The following is a 16,234-nucleotide window of genomic DNA, read 5'->3' on the forward strand; positions in this document are numbered from 1 at the left end:
CTGCCCCCGCCTCGTGACCTATCGCGAGACGGTTGCCGCCCGCGAACCGGACTGGTTCAACGGCGCCGTACCGAGTTTTGGCAGTGAAACGGCGCGTCTCCTGGTGGTCGGTCTCGCCCCCGGCGTCACCGGGGCCAATCGCACGGGCCGGCCCTTCACCGGCGACTGGGCGGGCGATCTTCTCTATGCAACTTTGGAAAAATTCGGTTTCTCGTCAGGGACTTACGCGGCATCCCCCGATGACGGCCTGCAGCTGACAGACGCCATGATCACCAATGCGGTACGCTGCGTACCGCCTGAAAACAAGCCTGTCGGCGCCGAAATCAATGCCTGCCGCCCCTTCCTCCAGTCCCGCATCGCCGCTTTGCCCGATCTCAAGGTCCTGCTGTGTTTAGGAAAAATTAGCCACGATTCGACCGTGCGCACCCTTGGCCTGAAACTCAGCGCCCATCCCTTCGGCCACAACACGCGCTATGACGTCGAGTTCGAAGGCCGTCCGCTGACCCTGCTGTCGAGCTATCACTGCAGCCGCTACAACACGAATACGAAGCGCCTGACGCCGGAAATGTTCGAGGATGTGTTTGCGGTGGCGAAGCAGATTGTGGGCTGAAGAGCGCTCATCCTGAGCGAAGTCGAAGGACGGGCGCGGGCTTGATGAGGGTCGATTGCTGAGCCCGAGGCTCTCCTTCGACTTCGCTCAGGATGAGCCCCTCAGAGTGACGCGTCAGAAACGCCTCACCCCTCCTTCATGATCCGCGCTTTCTGGCGGGCCCAGTCGCGCTTGGCATCATGTTCGCGTTTGTCATGGCCCTTGCGGCCCGTGGCCGTGCCGATCAGGAGTTTCGCGATACCGCGATCATTGAAGTAGAGCTTCAGCGGCACGATCGTGCGCCCGGCCCGGTCGACTTCCTGCGATAGTTTCGACAGCTCGCGCTTCGAGACGAGCAGCTTCCGCTTGCGCTTCGGCTCATGGTTGAACCGGTTCGCCGCATTATAGATCGGGATGTCGCAATTGATCAGGTACAGGCCGCCATCCTCGACGCTGGCATAGCTCTCGGCGATGTTGGCCTTGCCCTGGCGCAGGGATTTTACCTCGGAACCAACCAGCATGATTCCGGCCTCCAACGTATCCTCCACGGAATATTCCCGCCGGGAACGCCGGTTCTCTGCAACGAGGCCATCGCCCCTGCCCTTGGTCTGCGGTGTCTTTGACATGAGCCCTATTTAGGTCTTCAGGCCCGCCAGCGCCATAGCCGCATCAATTGTCTCGCAGGCGGCAGCATCTGGTTGGGTAATTGGCAGGCGCACGTCCGGCTGGCACAGGCCAAGCCGCGACAGGGCGTATTTCGCAGGGCCCGGCGACGGCGCACAGAACAGCGCCTTGTGCAGGGCAATCAGTTTCCGCTCGATGGCCCGCGCGCCTGCAAGGTCACCTGCGTGGAAGGCCGCATGCATCGCCGCGCACAGTTCCGGTGCGACGTTCGCCGTGACCGAGATACAGCCGGCCCCGCCCATCGCCAGGTGCCCAAGCGCATTCGGGTCTTCACCCGACAATTGCACAAACTGCGCATCGCCGATCAGCGCCGCGTGCTGGCTGACCCGGGCGACATCTCCGGACGCATCCTTGATGCCGACAATGTTCGGCAACTGGGCGAGGCGCGCCACGGTTTCCGGCAACAGGTCGACAATCGTTCGGCCCGGCACATTGTAGAGCAGCACGGGCAGTGCCACGGCGTCATTGATGGCGCGGAAATGCGCTTCGAGGCCGGCCTGGTTCGGCCGGTTGTAATAGGGGCAGACGACCAGCGCGGCATCGGCGCCGACCGTCTTGGCGTGCTGGACCAGGTCAATCGCTTCGTCGGTGGCGTTCGATCCAGCCCCGGCAATCACCGGAACGCGTCCTGCAACAACCTCTACACAAAGCGTCACGACATCCTTGTGCTCTTCAGTGGTCAGGGTCGACGTTTCACCCGTTGTGCCGACGGGCACCACGGCGCTCGATCCCCCGGCGATCTGGCGCTCGACAAGCGCGGCGAAGGCCTTGCGGTCAACGGCACCGTTCTTGAAAGGTGTGACGAGTGCTGGGATTGAGCCGTGAAACATCGTATTATTGCCGCGATTGGGGTGTTGGTGGAAATTCTGTCGTATTATTTAACAATGCCTTCTCATGCTTTGGCGTAGAAATAAACTCCGATGACACCTCCCATGACTCGCTCTCTCACGATTTCGCTTCTGCTCGGCCTCGCAGCCCTCAGCGCGTCGGCATCTGCCTTGCCCGATGCGCCGAGCCTGAAGCCAAAACGCGTCTATGCGTCCCAGACCACAGACGCCAAGAACGCCGAGATCCTGCACAAGGCCCTCGATGCCGCAGGCCGCTATGACTGGAATGAAGTGGCCGGCCTGCAACGGCAGGCCAGCGACCCCGCCGTGCGCAACCTGATCATGTGGGTGCGCGCCAGCGAAGGCGTCCCGGGCATGGGCTTTGACGAAGTCGCCAACGCGATCGATACCCTGCCGACCTGGCCGAAGACCGACCGGATGCGCAAGCGCGCCGAGGAAATCATCGACCTCTCCTCGCTCAGCCACGGCGACCGCATCCTCTGGCTGACCAATTCCGGCCCGCAGACAGGCGCCGGCAAGATCGCCCTTGCGCGCAGCTACAAGGCCGTCGGCCAGCCCGCCAAGGCCGAGGCCCTGGTCCATGACGCCTGGCGCAACAATTCGATGGACCGCGACCTGGAACGCATTGTGCTGGCAACCTATGGCGGCTTCCTGACCGAGGCCGACCACCGCGCCCGTATCGAGTTCCTGCTCTGGACCAACCAGCGGTCCGCCGCGACCAAGCTGAAGCCGCTGGTCAGTGCCGACTATCGCAAACTGGTCGATGCCCGCATCGGACTGGCCAGCCGTGGCCGCAATGTCGATCGGCTGGTCGACGCCGTGCCGGCCTCCCTGCAGGACAATCCCGGCCTGCTCTATGACCGCGCCCGCTGGCGCCGGGCACGGGGCAACCAGGACGGCGCAACGCCGCTCCTCGTCGGAATTGATGCCAATGACGTGCCCGAAGCAGGCCGCTCCAGGCTGTGGGACGAACGCAGCACCGCCATGCGGACCGACCTGAAAGACGGCAACTGGGCGCGCGCCTACCAGCTCACCGCCCCGCACGGCATGACCGAAGGGTCTGACTATGCCGACGCGGAATGGACGGCTGGCTGGATTGCCCTGCGCCTGAACAACAATCCGGAACGCAGCCTGAAACATTTCAAGGACATGACGGCCAGCGTCTCGACGCCGATCAGCGTTGCACGCGGCGAATACTGGGCCGGACGCGCCGAAGACCAGCTCGGTGAAAAGGATGCCGCGCTGGAATCCTATGGCGCTGCCGCCAAGCAGAAATTCACCTATTACGGACAGCTCGCCGCCGAACGCCTCAACGACCGCAAGATGTCCTTTGCCGCCTCGTCCGAGCCGACGCCGGAAGAAACCGCCGCGTTCAATGCCCGCCCCCTCGTCAAGGCGCTCAGCCTGCTGGGCGAAGCCGGTGAGACCCGCATGTTCCGCGAGTTCGCCTATCACCTCGATGACCAGCTGACGAATGAAGCCGAATTCATCCTGCTGGCCCGCATGGCCACGGAATACCAGGTGCCTGACATCGGCGTGCGCGGCGCCAAGGCCGGCCTCGCCAAGGGCATCATTGCAACCGATGCGGCCTATCCGGTTGTCTCCTACCCGATGCTGCGCGAACCCGGCGTCGAGAAACCGCTGATGCTGGCTCTGTCGCGTCAGGAAAGCGAAATGAACCCGAATGCGATCAGCCATGCCGGTGCGCGCGGCCTGATGCAGTTCATGCCGGCCACGGCCAAGAACGAAGCCCGCCTTCGCGGCCTGCCCTATCGCGCCTCGTGGCTCACCGATGATCCGGGCTACAACATGACGCTGGGCGGCCAGCACCTCGACACGCTGCTGTCGCAGTTCCGCGGCAGCTATATCATGACGGCCGCCGCCTATAATGCCGGCCCCAGCCGGCCGAGGCAGTGGATCCAGGATTATGGCGATCCGCGCACGGGCCAGGTCGATCCTGTCGACTGGGTGGAGTTCATCCCGTTCTCTGAGACACGCAACTATGTCCAGCGCGTGCTCGAGAACACGCAAGTCTACCGCCAGCGCTTGGCCGGCACGCCGGTCGACATCGAGCTCTCGGAAGACCTGGAGCGCGGGCGCGACTGATCGCGCGCGGCGTTCCGGCCACTTGGCAGGGCGCTAAACTCCGCTAGGGTCGCGCCTGAATGATTTCAGGAGTTACCGTAATGTTCCGCCCCGCAGCCTTGACCGCCCTCGCCCTCGTTCTCGTCGCCTGCGGAGGCCCGGGCAAGGACAAGACCGCTGACACAAGTGGCGACGGCCCGACATTGCTGACCCCGTCGTCCAGCCAGTCAGGCACAGCCGCGACACCAGCCAGCGTCTCGACCGCCCCGCTGCCGTCCGCCGACCCTGCCCTCGTCGCCTTCTACAAACGTCTCCATGCTGCGCCCGAACTCTCGTTCGAGGAGTCAAAAACGTCCGCCATCCTCGCAGCTGAACTGGAATCTCTCGGCTTTGAAGTGACCACCGGCGTCGGCCAGGACTGGGTTGTCGAGAAGTCGATGAAGGATAATGGCGAAGTCCTCGAAGGCGTCGGCGGCTATGGCGTCGTTGGCGTGTTTCGCAATGGCAACGGGCCAACCGTCCTGATCCGCACCGACATGGACGGTCTTCCTGTGCCGGAACAGACAGGCTTCCCCTTCGCCTCGACAGTCGAAGCGAAAACCTGGACCGGTGTGGAAAGCAACGTGATGCATGCCTGCGGCCATGATGTGCACATGACCAGCTGGGTCGGCACCGCCCGCGAACTGATCGCCCGCAAGAACAAGTGGAAAGGCACGCTGGTGATGATCGCCCAGCCCGCCGAAGAGATCGGCCTTGGCGCCGAAGCCATGCTGGCCGACGGCCTGTTCACGCGCTTCCCAAAGCCTGACTACAATCTCGCCCTGCACGTGTCGGCGGGCGCGCCAGCAGGCACGATCAATTATTCAAAGGGCTTTGCCCTCGCGAATGTCGACAGCGTCGACATCAAGGTCAAAGGCTTTGGCGGCCATGGCGCTTATCCGCACACGACCAAGGACCCGATCCTCGTCGCCTCGCACATCGTGGTCGCCCTGCAGAGCCTCGTGTCGCGCAACACCGATCCGCAGGACAGCGCCGTCGTCACGGTCGGCTCGTTCAAGGCCGGCGCCAAGCACAATATCATCCCCGACGACGCCATGCTGCTGATCACCGTCCGCTCCTATGATGACAAGACGCGCCAGATGCTGCTCGACGGCATCACCCGCATCGCCAAGGCCGAGGCGATGGCCTTCGGCGCGCCGGAACCGGATGTCTCCATCGAGAGCGACTATACGCCCGCCACCTATAACGACCCGGACACGACTGCCCGCACCATGAAGGCCATCGGCAAATCCATCGGCGCCGCCAATGTGAAAGAGATGAAACCCGTCATGGGCGGCGAGGATTTCAGCAGCCAGTACAGCCGCACCGAGGAGAAAATCCCGAGCGTGATCTTCTGGGTCGGGGCTGTGGAACCCGAAAAATATGCCGCAGCCCAGAATGGCGGCCCCTCGCTGCCATCGCTCCACTCGTCCGGTTTCGCGCCTGACTATGACCCGACCATCGCCACCGGCGTCGAAGCCATGACCGCCGCCGCGATGGAGCTGTTCAAGGACTGAGGCGACTCTCCGGCAGGTTCGATGGTCGCGCTTGCCAAGCTGCGCGCCGGGCGGTAAACCCCTTTTGCTCATAGTGCGTATAACTATTCAGACACGTGGCACGAGAGCCCTGATCCCGGACGTTTGAAGGCTGAGCCCTTGAAACGGGCAGTTTCAGGCCTACATTATACTCATATCGAGCATAAGCGTCTCGGTGCAAGGAGGACCCCATGGCCAGACTGATCGATTCAACACCCGGCTGCCCGACCCCGACACCCCTGCGCGGCGCATCCGCCGCCAGCACGCGTGGCCTGTCCTATGACGCCGCCGTGAAGGCCGAGACAGATCATCTCTATCCGCTGGTCGCCGATTTCATCACGCCGATGGAGTGGCCCGCCGTGGCCCCGCTCGTCGCTGCGATCAACCGGATCAAGAAAGAGAAGAACGCGGTCATCCTCGCCCACAATTACATGACGCCCGACATTTTCAGCCTCGTCGGAGATTTTCGCGGCGACAGCCTCCAGCTCGCCCGCGAAGCGTCCGCCACCAGCGCCGACGTCATCGTCCAGGCCGGTGTGCACTTCATGGCCGAAACCTCGAAAATCCTCGCACCTGACAAGACGGTCCTCATCCCGGACCTGCGGGCCGGCTGTTCGCTGGCCGCCTCGATCAGCGGCGCCGACGTGCGCCTGATCAAGGAAAAATATCCCGATTATCCGATCGTCACCTATGTGAACTGCACCGCCGACGTAAAGGCCGAGTGCCACATCACCTGCACCAGTTCCAATGCGTCACAGGTCGTCGAACACATTGCGAAGGAATGGAATTCCGACACTGTCATCATGGTGCCAGACCAGTATCTCGCCAAGAACGTCGCCGCCCAGACCGATATCCGCATCATGACATGGCCGGGCGCCTGCGAAGTGCACGAGCTGTTCTCGGCCGATGACGTCCACCAGCTGCGCGAAGCGCATCCGGGCATCGTCGTGCTCGCCCACCCGGAATGCCCGCCTGACGTGCTCGAAGCGGCTGACTTTGCCGGTTCGACCTCGGCGCTGGCCAATTATGTGTCGGACAACAGCCCGAACAAGGTCGTCCTGCTGACCGAGTGCTCGATGAGCGACAATGTCGCTGCAGTGAACCCGGACGTGAACTTCATTCGCCCGTGCAACCTGTGCCCGCACATGAAGCGCATCACGCTTGAAAACATCTATGATTGCCTGGTCACCGGCAAATACGAGGTCAAGATTCCGGAAGATGTGCGCCTGCGGGCCAAGGATGCGCTTGATGCGATGATGGCGCTGCCAAAACTGGCCAAGCCGCTGGCATTCAAGACCGGTCTCAAGCCACTCGAGCTTGAAATGGTTGTATGAGACAGCACGGCAGTTGTGCACACGTGCACGCTGGGCTTAAGTTTGGAACGGGCGCAGCTGCGCAGAGGAGACAATAATGTTTCGGGCAAGGATCCGACTGGCGGCCATGGCCGCGCTTGTTCTTCTCACCGGTGCACCGGCCAGTGCCGGCAACATGGATGCCGACACGTCGGATGTCCTTGGCACATGGACGTTCCAGACCCGGCCCTACCGCAATGGCCAGTGCCTGATGACCGGCACGATGAACCTGTCGCCTCATCCCGAACCTGACCAATATGCCTGCGAGCTGACAGCCGTCGAGGTCTGCTCGCTCTGGGGCCGCTCCGTCGTGCGCCAGTCCTGCCAGGCGCGCCGGTTCGGAGACCAGGTCTCGATCCGATCGCAAATCGAGGAAATGCTCGAATCCAAGGTCGAAGGCCTGGTCTACATGCCTGACAATTTCACACTGACGATCGAATCGGCAGACCGCATGTTCGGCGCCCTCGTATCGGCAGTAACCGCGCCGGCTGAATTCCGCCGCGCCAATGACGGGATATCCTGAATCAGTGACCAGCGGGGGCAATCAAACCATCGCCGCATCCGGCGCGGCTGACAGCGACGTGCTGATCGTCGGTGCAGGCCTTGCCGGCCTGTTCCTCGCACTGGAACTTGCGCCACGCGCCTGCGTGGTGATCTCACCGGCCCCGCTCGGCCAGGCGGCCTCATCTGCCTGGGCGCAGGGTGGCCTTGCCGCCGCCCTCGATCCGCTGGACAGCGCCGACCAGCATGCCAGCGATACGATCAATGCCGGCTCCGGACTCGTCGACCCAGTCGTTGCCCGCCTTATCGCAGAAGAAGGCCCGGCCCGGGTCCGCGATCTGATCACGCTCGGCGTCCCGTTTGACCGCACGCCGGATGGCGCGCTCGCGCTCTCGCTAGAAGCGGCCCATTCCAGGCCGCGTGTGGCCCGTGTGGCAGGCGACCTCGCTGGCAAGGCGATCATGGACGCGCTCGTCGCCGCCGTGGCCGCCTCAACCCATATTACCGTGATCGAGGGCGTCCGGGCGGTGGGGCTTCTTCAGGATGCCAACCATCGTGTCGCCGGCGTCGTCCTGCGCGACAGTTCGGGCAACCTGACGACCCAGACAGCGCGCCAGACCGTGCTCTGCACCGGCGGAACCGGCGGCCTGTTCCAGGTCACGACCAATCCGCGCGAGGCCCGCGGCGACGCCATCGCCATGGCTTATGAGGCGGGCGCCCTGATCGCCGACGTTGAGTTCGTCCAGTTCCACCCGACCGCGATCGACATCGGGCGAGACCCTGCCCCACTGGCCACCGAAGCCCTGCGCGGCGAAGGGGCGACCCTGCGCAACCGCGACGGCAAGCGCTTCATGGCCAACTATCATACGCTGGAAGAGCTCGCCCCGCGCGACGAGGTCGCCCGCGCCATCCATTCCGAACGCGCGTCCGGGCGTGGTGCCTTTCTCGACTGCCGGTCGGCCGTGGGCAATCATTTCCCCGAGCATTTCCCGACCGTCTTCTCGGCCTGCAAGAGTGCCGGAATCGATCCGCGCTTCGAGATGATCCCGATTGCCCCCGCCGCGCATTATCACATGGGCGGCATCGTGGCAGACTTCTGGGGCCGCTCGACGCTCAATGGCCTGTCCGTCTGCGGAGAATGCACATCCACCGGCGCGCATGGCGCCAACCGGCTCGCCTCCAATTCCCTGCTTGAAGCGGTCGTCTTCTCGCATCGCATTGCCCACCACCTGCGCGACGCCGAACTCGACGCGCCCGGCGCTTCCACGGCGCACGTTCCGGCCTCGTTGCCGCATGAGGCCCTGCAAATCCTGCGCGGAGAGATGTCGTCCAAGTGCGGCGTGGTCCGCGATGCGACCGGCCTGAACCAGCTGATTGGAACGATCGACACCCTGCGCGCAACGCACGGTGCCGCCCGCCCGCTGGTCACAGCGGGCCTGATGGCAACAGCGGCCCTCGCCCGTAAGGAAAGCCGCGGCGGCCATTTCAGAAGCGACTTTCCCGATACCGGCGCGCCCGAACGCTCGTTCCTCCTGCGCGATTTCACAGACCCTGCCGAAGAGGTTGCCCAGACATGAGCCCCGTGCCCCCGCCACTCCCCGCCATTATCCTGGACCCGATCGTGCGCCTTGCGCTTGCAGAAGACCTCGGCCGCGCCGGCGACCTGACCACTGACGCCACGATTTCGCCGGAGACGACGATGAGCGTTGTGATCGCCGCGCGTCAGACTGGAATCATCGCCGGTCTTGATGCGGCAGCCCACGCCCTGTTCCTGATTGATCCGGCAATGAATCTGACCATCGAAAAGCCCGACGGCAGCGCCATCGTCCCGGGCGATGTGATTGGCCGGCTCGACGGCACCGCCCGGTCGATCCTGACGGCTGAACGCACCATGCTGAACTTCATCGGGCGCCTGTCAGGCGTTGCCACACTGACCCGCCGTTTCGTCGAAGCCGTTTCTCATACCGACACCCGTATCGTCTGCACCCGGAAGACGACCCCCGGCCACCGCGCGCTCGAGAAGCGCGCTGTGCGGTGCGGCGGCGGCACCGCGCACCGTTACGGCCTCGATGACGCCATCCTGATCAAGGACAACCATATCGCCGCCTGCGGATCGATCGCCGAAGCCATGACCCGCGCCAAGGCCTATGCCGGTCACCTCCGCATGATCGAGATCGAGGTCGATACGCTCGAACAGCTGGAAGAAGCGCTGAAGCATACGCCCCACGCGATCCTACTCGACAATATGGACACCGACACGCTGCGCCGCGCCGTGAAGATCATCGACGGACGGGTAACCGCCGAAGCGTCTGGTGGGGTGAACCTCTCGACAGTGGCCGGGATTGCCGAAACCGGCGTCGATTTCATCTCGGTCGGTGCCCTCACCCATTCGGCGCCAAACCTTGACGTGGGGCTGGATGTAGTCTGACACTGCGGGGTAGCAAGACCTACCTCGCAAGAAGGACAGCGCATGACCCGATCGGGCGGACGCAAGAGCATATTCATTACCGGCGCAGCTTCCGGCATCGGCGCCGAGACGGCCCGGCATTTTTCCAAACGCAGCTGGTATTGCGGCCTCTATGATGTGAACTCGGCCAGCCTGGCCCAGGTCGCAGACGAGATCGGCACCGACAATTGCCATGTCGCCACGCTCGACGTCCGCCAGCGCGCTGACTGGACCGCCGCCGTGCGCGGATTCGGCGACGCGACCGAAGGCGCCATGAACGTGCTGTTCAACAATGCCGGTGTCGGTCGCCATGGCTGGTTCGAGGACGTGTCCCCCGAAGACAATGACTGGGTCATCGACGTCAACCTGAAGGGCGTCATCAATGGCGTGCAGGCCTGCCTGCCCCTGCTCAAGTCAACGCCCGGCGCGCGCGTCGTCAACACCGCCTCCACCGCCGGCATTATCGGTTCGCCGCAGCTTGCCGTCTACTCGGCCACCAAGTTCGCTGTGCGCGGCCTGACTGAAGCGCTCGATGCGGAATTCCGCGATCTCGACATCCGCGTCACAAGCCTGATGCCCTGGTTCGTCGACACACCGATCCTCGACATGGGTGCCAAAGAAGGCGCCAACGTCAAAATGTCGGACCAGCTGCGCGAGAACGGCATGAACATCTACCCGGTATCGATGGCGGCCGAACGCGCCTGGGACGCCGCGCATGGCAAGGACGTCCATTACATGGTCGGCAAGGATGCCGAACGCGCCCGGTTCATGACCCGCTGGCTGCCCGGCGCCATCCGCAAACGCGTCAAGCTGCAGGTTCCCCCGCGCACCTGAGGCCACATGAAAAAGGCCGCAGACTTCCGTCTGCGGCCCGTCTCTATTTCTTGTTCGATAATGCTTAGCGCAGGACGCTCAGGTCGACGTCATTGCTCGCCACTTCGATGCCGGTTTGCTTGGCCATGTAGGCGGCAACCGTGTCGGCATTGCTCGGCGTGTTCAGCTGTGGCTCTTCATAGTCGACCGAACGGATCGTCGTCAGGCGCGGTGCGCCATTGGTGATCGTACGGTCGGATGTCGTCACCGAGGCTGGCGCGATCGTCGGCGCTTCAACCAGCTGGATGTAGGAGGTCGCCGCGCCATCAACCGGCGTGATCGTTTCCTCTTTCTCCAGTGAAGCATACCGGGCCTTGGCACGCTTGGTGGTGAAGTCCTGGCGCACGCTGGCCCATTCGGAGCCGCGCGGGAAGCGATAGAACACATGCATGCCGATCTTGTCGGTCTTGATCAGGCCGGCGCTCCAGATCGGGTCGACATAGGTCGCGTGATAGTGCGTGGCACCACCCGTCTTGTCGTCGCTCAAATTCATCAGCACGTGGGCAGCGATCGTCTTGGCGCGCTCCCAGTTGCGGCCCATTGGCGGCGTCTTCAGGGCACCGTCGCAGGTGAACGTGAACTGGCAGCCGGTCGTGCGCGTCGCACCCTGGAACACCACGCCACAGGCGCTGTCCGGATAGCGATGGTCGGCCATGCGATTGGCGATGACCTCGGCAACGGCCATCTGGCCATCGAGCGGCTCGTGGGCTGACTCATAATACACAGCCTGCGCCATGCACTTCTGTTCCGCGCTGATCGTCTCGGCGCGCTTGATATGTTCGGGGCGGAAGCTGACCAGCGAATTGAGCGCCGCGCCATCGCGGTCGCGCATCGCATAGCGGCTCATCGAAGATCCGGTGTCGCGCTCCAGCGTATATTCAACGGTACGCATCCATGGCGTATCGAGCAGCGATGGCGTGTAAGCCGCTGAACGGACGGTGACACCGCCGTCTTCCATGCTGGCAAGCCGGACGGCCTGCTCACGGAAATCGGCGTCTGCACGCTTCTCTGCCTGGATCTGGCCGACCATTGGCAGGGTAACAGTCGCAGCCACGGCGCACACGGCGATCGTGGCGCCACGGATAAAGATATCTCGCTGTTCGTCGTCTGTCATTGTCATCCACCAACGCTTGAGCTTCTCTCGGAGCCCACTCATCGGCGACAGAGTCGCCCGTCGTGGTTTAAGAACCCTTAACAACATCACCGCTCCCCAATCCCCGGCAGACGATATAACTTCGTCATTATTGGCCCGGGCGTATTTGGTTTGACTAAATTTACAGGCCACATCAGCCCCGCTTCTAGGCGGGAAGTAGGCGGCCAGCCCCCTACCTAGCAAGAACCTGGCCACTTCTGTCAGTGACATTTCTGTCAGGTCGGGAACCGCCGAATCGGCCGGTTTTCCGCACTGCAGCAATTTCGTCCCGCAATCGGTTGAATTTCATAAGAATTTAAGACCTGCCCCTCCGGGACAAGTCTTGGGCGCTCAACGCACCTGTGGCAAAACTACAACACCGTTTTGCCATCGAAATGAGTGGCTTGCCGCCTATTTGAGCGATTCTTTGAGCGCAGCATGTGCCGCGGCAAGACGTGCAATCGGCACCCGGTAGGGCGAACAGGACACATAATCGAGGCCTGCGCGGTGGCAGAAAGCCACCGATGCCGGGTCGCCGCCATGCTCACCGCAAATGCCCAGCTTGATGCCCGGACGGGTCTTGCGGCCACGTTCAGCAGCGATTTTCACCAGTTCACCGACACCGACCTGGTCCAGCGTGACAAAGGGATCCTTCTCGTAGATGCCCTTTTCCTCGTAGATCTTGAGGAACCGGCCCGCATCATCGCGCGAGATGCCCAGCGTCGTCTGTGTCAGGTCATTGGTACCGAAGGAGAAGAACTCCGCCGAATGGGCGATTTCCCCGGCCTGCAGCGCGGCGCGCGGCAATTCGATCATCGTCCCGACCATATAGTCGAGCGTCGTGCCGGTTTCCTTGAACACGGCCTTGGCCGCTGCATCGACAACCGCCTTCAGGATCGACAGCTCCTTGTGCGTCGCCACCAGCGGGATCATCACTTCGGGAACCGGCGGGCGGCCCGTCTCCTTGGACACATTGACCGCGGCCTCGAAAATGGCGCGGGCCTGCATCTCGTAGATTTCCGGATAGGTGATGCCAAGACGGCAGCCGCGATGGCCCAGCATCGGATTGCTCTCGTGCAATTCGGCCGCCCGGCGTTTCAGTTCGTCCACGGACACGCCTGAGGCTTTCGCCACTTCGACCATGTCGGCATCATTGTGCGGCAGGAATTCATGCAGCGGCGGATCCAGCAGGCGGATCGTCACCGGCATGTCGCCGAGGATGCGGAACAATTCCTCGAAATCGCTGCGCTGCATCGGCAGCAGCTTGGCAAGCGACTCGCGGCGGCCCTTCTCGTCATTGGCCAGGATCATCGCGCGCACTTCAGGAATGCGCTCGGCGTCGAAGAACATGTGCTCTGTCCGGCACAGGCCAATGCCTTCAGCGCCAAACTCGACCGCCGTGCGCGCGTCCAGCGCGGTCTCGGCATTCGCACGCACTTTCAGCCTACGGACCTTGTCGGCCCAGCCCATCAGCGTGCCGAAATCACCCGACAGGTCGGGCTGTGACATCTCGACGGCGCCCAGCATCACCTGCCCGGCTGCGCCGTCCACCGTGATGATCTCGCCTTTTTTCACTTCGCGGCCCATGACGCGGAACACGCCCTTGGCCATATCGATCTGCAGGCCACCGGCACCGCAGACACAAGGCCGGCCCATGCCGCGCGCGACAACCGCCGCGTGGCTGGTCATGCCGCCGCGCGCCGTCACGATGGCGCGGGCCGCATGCATGCCCTTGATGTCTTCCGGGCTGGTCTCGATGCGAACGAGGATCACGTCCTCGCCCTTCTCGGCCATCGCAAAGGCTTCCTCCCTGTCGAACACGACCTTGCCCACGGCGGCGCCGGGGCTGGCCGGCAGGCCGGTCACGACCACGTCGCGCTTGGCATTCTCGGCAATGGTCGGGTGCAGCAACTGGTCGAGCTGTGACGGCTCCAGCCGCAGCACGGCTTCTTCTTCCGTGATCAGGCCTTCGCGCGCCATGTCGACGGCAATCTTCAGCGCCGCAGCAGCCGTACGTTTCCCGCTGCGCGTCTGCAGCATGTAGAGCCGGTCATTCTCGACCGTGAACTCCAGGTCCTGCATGTCCTTGTAGTGGCGCTCCAGCGTGTTCGCTACGTCGCGCAGCTGGGCATAGACCGGCGGCATTGCTTCTTCGAGCGGCGAGTCAGCCGATTTCAGCGTGTCGGCCCGTTCGCGCGAGATTGGCGCCGGCGTGCGGATGCCTGCCACCACGTCTTCGCCCTGCGCATTGATCAGGTACTCGCCATAGAAGATGGCTTCGCCATTCGACGGGTCGCGTGTGAACGCAACGCCGGTCGCCGAGGTTTCGCCAAGGTTTCCGAACACCATCGACTGCACGGTCACCGCAGTGCCCCATTCGGTCGGAATGTCGTTCAGCTTGCGATAGGTGATCGCCCGGTCGTTCATCCACGAGCCGAACACGGCCGAGATCGCGCCCCAGAGCTGCTTCTTCGGGTCGTCGGGGAACGGTTCGCCGAGATCCTTCAGGACGGCTTCCTTGTAGGAAACGATAATCGCCTTCCAGTCTTCAGCCTGCATCTCGGTGTCGAGCTCAAAGCCCTGACGTTCTTTATAGTCGTCGAGGATGTATTCGAACGTGTCATGGCTGAGGCCCAGCACGACATTGGAATACATCTGGATGAAGCGGCGATAGCTGTCATAGGCAAAGCGCTCACCGGCGAGCACCGCGAGGCCCTTCACCGAGGCCTCGTTCAGGCCGAGATTGAGCACCGTATCCATCATGCCCGGCATCGACGCGCGCGCGCCCGAGCGCACGGAAACGAGCAGCGGGTTGTCCGGGTCGCCGAAGCCCTTGCCGGATTCCCGCTCGATCGCGGCCAGCGCGGCGTCCACCTGCGGCGACAGTGTCGACGGATATTCGCGCTCCAGCTCATAATAAGCGGTGCAGACAGCGGTCGAGATCGTGAAGCCCGGAGGCACAGGCAGGCCGAGTTTCGCCATTTCGGCGAGATTGGCGCCCTTGCCGCCCAGCAGGTTCTTCATCGACGCATCGCCGTCGGCCGTGCCGCCGCCAAACCCGTAAACCCACGTTTCTTCTGCGTGTTTCAAAGCCGGTTCACCCATGAATATCACCCTTTAACGACCGTGCGTGCCATTTCGTTGCCGCAAAACCTGCAAATCCTATGCTGCATTGCAACGCGGATTGCCAGACCTCAGGGTGCGTGAAATCGCCCATTTGGCTAGTTTTCCGGGTCCAGCGCCACCCACGTGGCCGATATGACACGTAATGGTAAACACCACCTGTTCCGATCCGGAACACTTGGTGGCGCTATCAGCCCTCGATCAGCGAGAAGTCCGCCACCTGGTGCAGCGTCGCGCGCACCTCGGTCAGCAGCGCGAGGCGATTCGCCCGCACGGCTGCGTCCTCATCGTTCACCATGACGCCCTCGAAGAAGGCATCGACCGGGCCGCGCAGCTTGGCCAGTTCGCCCATCGCCCCGGCAAAATCCTCGGCCTTCAGCGGCGTCTCGACAGCTTTGCGCACAGCGGTCAGCGCCGCATAAAGCGCCTGCTCTTCCTTCGGGCCCTTTTTGATCAGCGCCGCATCGACAGACAGGTCCTCCGGCAGTGCGCCCTTCTTCTCTTCGGCTTTGAGGATATTCGCCGCGCGCTTGTAGCCCGCGAGCAGTGTCGCGCCGTCTTCGGTATCGAGGAACGCGCCGAGCGCCTCGACCCGCCGCGTGATGAGAACAAGGTCATCCTCGCCCAACGCAAACACGGCATCAATCAGGTCATGCCGCTGGCCCTGGTCGCGTAGGACTTGTTTCAGGCGGTCCGCGAAGAAGGAGAGGAGATCAGCAGCTACTATCGAAAACTTCTGAAGGCTTATGATTTCCGATGCTGTCTCTGGGAAGATGGATATGTGATCGTATAGCCCCTCTGATTTTGGAAGTTGATATTGTTCCAGCTCAAAGTGCGGTTTGATTGCGCCGGAACTCGGATTTTCACCATTTTTCCAAAAGTTCACTCCGCCGTTTCCAGGTGTGTAACCCGGTCTTATGAGTTCTGTATGGGCCTTTGAAATGGGAGAAACCAATCTCAACCGAACCCCATTCTCCAAAACAATCCGAACCATGCCCAACGCCGCGCGGCGCAGCGCGAACGGATC

13 protein-coding genes are annotated in these 16,234 nt (G+C 62.9%); 8 read left to right on the forward strand and 5 right to left on the reverse strand.

Going from position 1 to position 16,234, the window contains the following annotated elements:
• Window positions 1-610 (forward strand): uracil-DNA glycosylase (locus AADA04_RS08295; protein ID WP_340692788.1); only part of this gene is annotated, 610 nt, incomplete at its 5' end.
• Window positions 611-735: 125 nt separating this feature from the next.
• Here the strand turns inward: AADA04_RS08295 and smpB are convergent.
• Together smpB and dapA are read right to left on the reverse strand one after the other, a co-directional pair.
• Window positions 736-1,215, reverse strand: a complete 480-nt coding sequence (smpB, locus tag AADA04_RS08300) for an SsrA-binding protein SmpB (protein WP_340692789.1) — start codon at window positions 1,213-1,215, stop codon at window positions 736-738.
• A gap of 9 nt (window positions 1,216-1,224) precedes the next feature.
• Window positions 1,225-2,103 (reverse strand): 4-hydroxy-tetrahydrodipicolinate synthase, encoded by an 879-nt coding sequence (gene dapA, locus AADA04_RS08305; RefSeq protein ID WP_340692790.1) that lies wholly within the window; start codon window positions 2,101-2,103, stop codon window positions 1,225-1,227.
• A gap of 102 nt (window positions 2,104-2,205) precedes the next feature.
• Between dapA and AADA04_RS08310 the strand changes: the two genes are divergently transcribed.
• From AADA04_RS08310 to AADA04_RS08340, 7 genes are all read left to right on the forward strand, one after another.
• Window positions 2,206-4,227: a lytic transglycosylase domain-containing protein gene (locus AADA04_RS08310; protein WP_340692791.1), complete on the forward strand. Its 2,022-nt coding sequence runs from the start codon at window positions 2,206-2,208 to the stop codon at window positions 4,225-4,227.
• 80 nt (window positions 4,228-4,307) lie between these two features.
• Entirely contained in the window at window positions 4,308-5,762 is a 1,455-nt protein-coding gene (locus AADA04_RS08315; RefSeq protein ID WP_340692792.1) for an amidohydrolase, read from the forward strand.
• A gap of 209 nt (window positions 5,763-5,971) precedes the next feature.
• On the forward strand, window positions 5,972-7,114 hold the full coding sequence (gene nadA / locus AADA04_RS08320; protein ID WP_340692793.1) for a quinolinate synthase NadA: 1,143 nt from the start codon (window positions 5,972-5,974) through the stop codon (window positions 7,112-7,114).
• 76 nt (window positions 7,115-7,190) lie between these two features.
• Window positions 7,191-7,655, forward strand: a complete 465-nt coding sequence (locus AADA04_RS08325) for a hypothetical protein (protein WP_340692794.1) — start codon at window positions 7,191-7,193, stop codon at window positions 7,653-7,655.
• Window positions 7,656-7,659: 4 nt separating this feature from the next.
• Window positions 7,660-9,210, forward strand: a complete 1,551-nt coding sequence (locus AADA04_RS08330; RefSeq protein WP_340692795.1) for an L-aspartate oxidase — start codon at window positions 7,660-7,662, stop codon at window positions 9,208-9,210.
• Window positions 9,207-10,061 carry a carboxylating nicotinate-nucleotide diphosphorylase gene (gene nadC, locus AADA04_RS08335; RefSeq protein WP_340692796.1) on the forward strand — a complete coding sequence of 285 codons (855 nt, stop codon included), beginning with the start codon at window positions 9,207-9,209 and terminating at the stop codon, window positions 10,059-10,061. The genes AADA04_RS08330 and nadC overlap by 4 nt, the downstream gene beginning before the upstream one ends.
• Before the next feature lie 42 nt (window positions 10,062-10,103).
• On the forward strand, window positions 10,104-10,913 hold the full coding sequence (locus AADA04_RS08340; RefSeq protein WP_340692797.1) for an SDR family oxidoreductase: 810 nt from the start codon (window positions 10,104-10,106) through the stop codon (window positions 10,911-10,913).
• A 64-nt stretch (window positions 10,914-10,977) separates the two neighbouring features.
• Here the strand turns inward: AADA04_RS08340 and AADA04_RS08345 are convergent, their stop codons facing one another.
• The 3 genes from AADA04_RS08345 to AADA04_RS08355 all read right to left on the reverse strand — a co-directional run.
• Window positions 10,978-12,066 carry a cell wall hydrolase gene (locus tag AADA04_RS08345; protein WP_340692798.1) on the reverse strand — a complete coding sequence of 363 codons (1,089 nt, stop codon included), beginning with the start codon at window positions 12,064-12,066 and terminating at the stop codon, window positions 10,978-10,980.
• A gap of 429 nt (window positions 12,067-12,495) precedes the next feature.
• Window positions 12,496-15,189 carry a pyruvate, phosphate dikinase gene (gene ppdK / locus AADA04_RS08350; protein ID WP_340692799.1) on the reverse strand — a complete coding sequence of 898 codons (2,694 nt, stop codon included), beginning with the start codon at window positions 15,187-15,189 and terminating at the stop codon, window positions 12,496-12,498.
• Between the two features lie 208 nt (window positions 15,190-15,397).
• The coding region (locus AADA04_RS08355; RefSeq protein ID WP_340692800.1) for a glycine--tRNA ligase subunit beta at window positions 15,398-16,234 on the reverse strand (837 nt) is incomplete at its 5' end.

Origin of the sequence: Hyphomonas sp. (genome assembly GCF_037969335.1) — a bacterium.
Lineage (GTDB): Bacteria > Pseudomonadota > Alphaproteobacteria > Caulobacterales > Hyphomonadaceae > Hyphomonas.

Excerpts from the sequence above, each read along its gene's own strand:
- smpB (WP_340692789.1), bottom strand. The coding sequence starts at position 1,215 with ATGTCAAAGACACCGCAGACCAAGGGCAGGGGCGATGGCCTCGTTGCA.
- dapA (WP_340692790.1), bottom strand. The coding sequence starts at position 2,103 with ATGTTTCACGGCTCAATCCCAGCACTCGTCACACCTTTCAAGAACGGT.
- AADA04_RS08310 (WP_340692791.1), top strand. The coding sequence starts at position 2,206 with ATGACTCGCTCTCTCACGATTTCGCTTCTGCTCGGCCTCGCAGCCCTC.
- AADA04_RS08315 (WP_340692792.1), top strand. The coding sequence starts at position 4,308 with ATGTTCCGCCCCGCAGCCTTGACCGCCCTCGCCCTCGTTCTCGTCGCC.
- nadA (WP_340692793.1), top strand. The coding sequence starts at position 5,972 with ATGGCCAGACTGATCGATTCAACACCCGGCTGCCCGACCCCGACACCC.
- AADA04_RS08325 (WP_340692794.1), top strand. The coding sequence starts at position 7,191 with ATGTTTCGGGCAAGGATCCGACTGGCGGCCATGGCCGCGCTTGTTCTT.
- nadC (WP_340692796.1), top strand. The coding sequence starts at position 9,207 with ATGAGCCCCGTGCCCCCGCCACTCCCCGCCATTATCCTGGACCCGATC.
- AADA04_RS08340 (WP_340692797.1), top strand. The coding sequence starts at position 10,104 with ATGACCCGATCGGGCGGACGCAAGAGCATATTCATTACCGGCGCAGCT.
- AADA04_RS08345 (WP_340692798.1), bottom strand. The coding sequence starts at position 12,066 with ATGACAGACGACGAACAGCGAGATATCTTTATCCGTGGCGCCACGATC.
- ppdK (WP_340692799.1), bottom strand. The coding sequence starts at position 15,189 with ATGGGTGAACCGGCTTTGAAACACGCAGAAGAAACGTGGGTTTACGGG.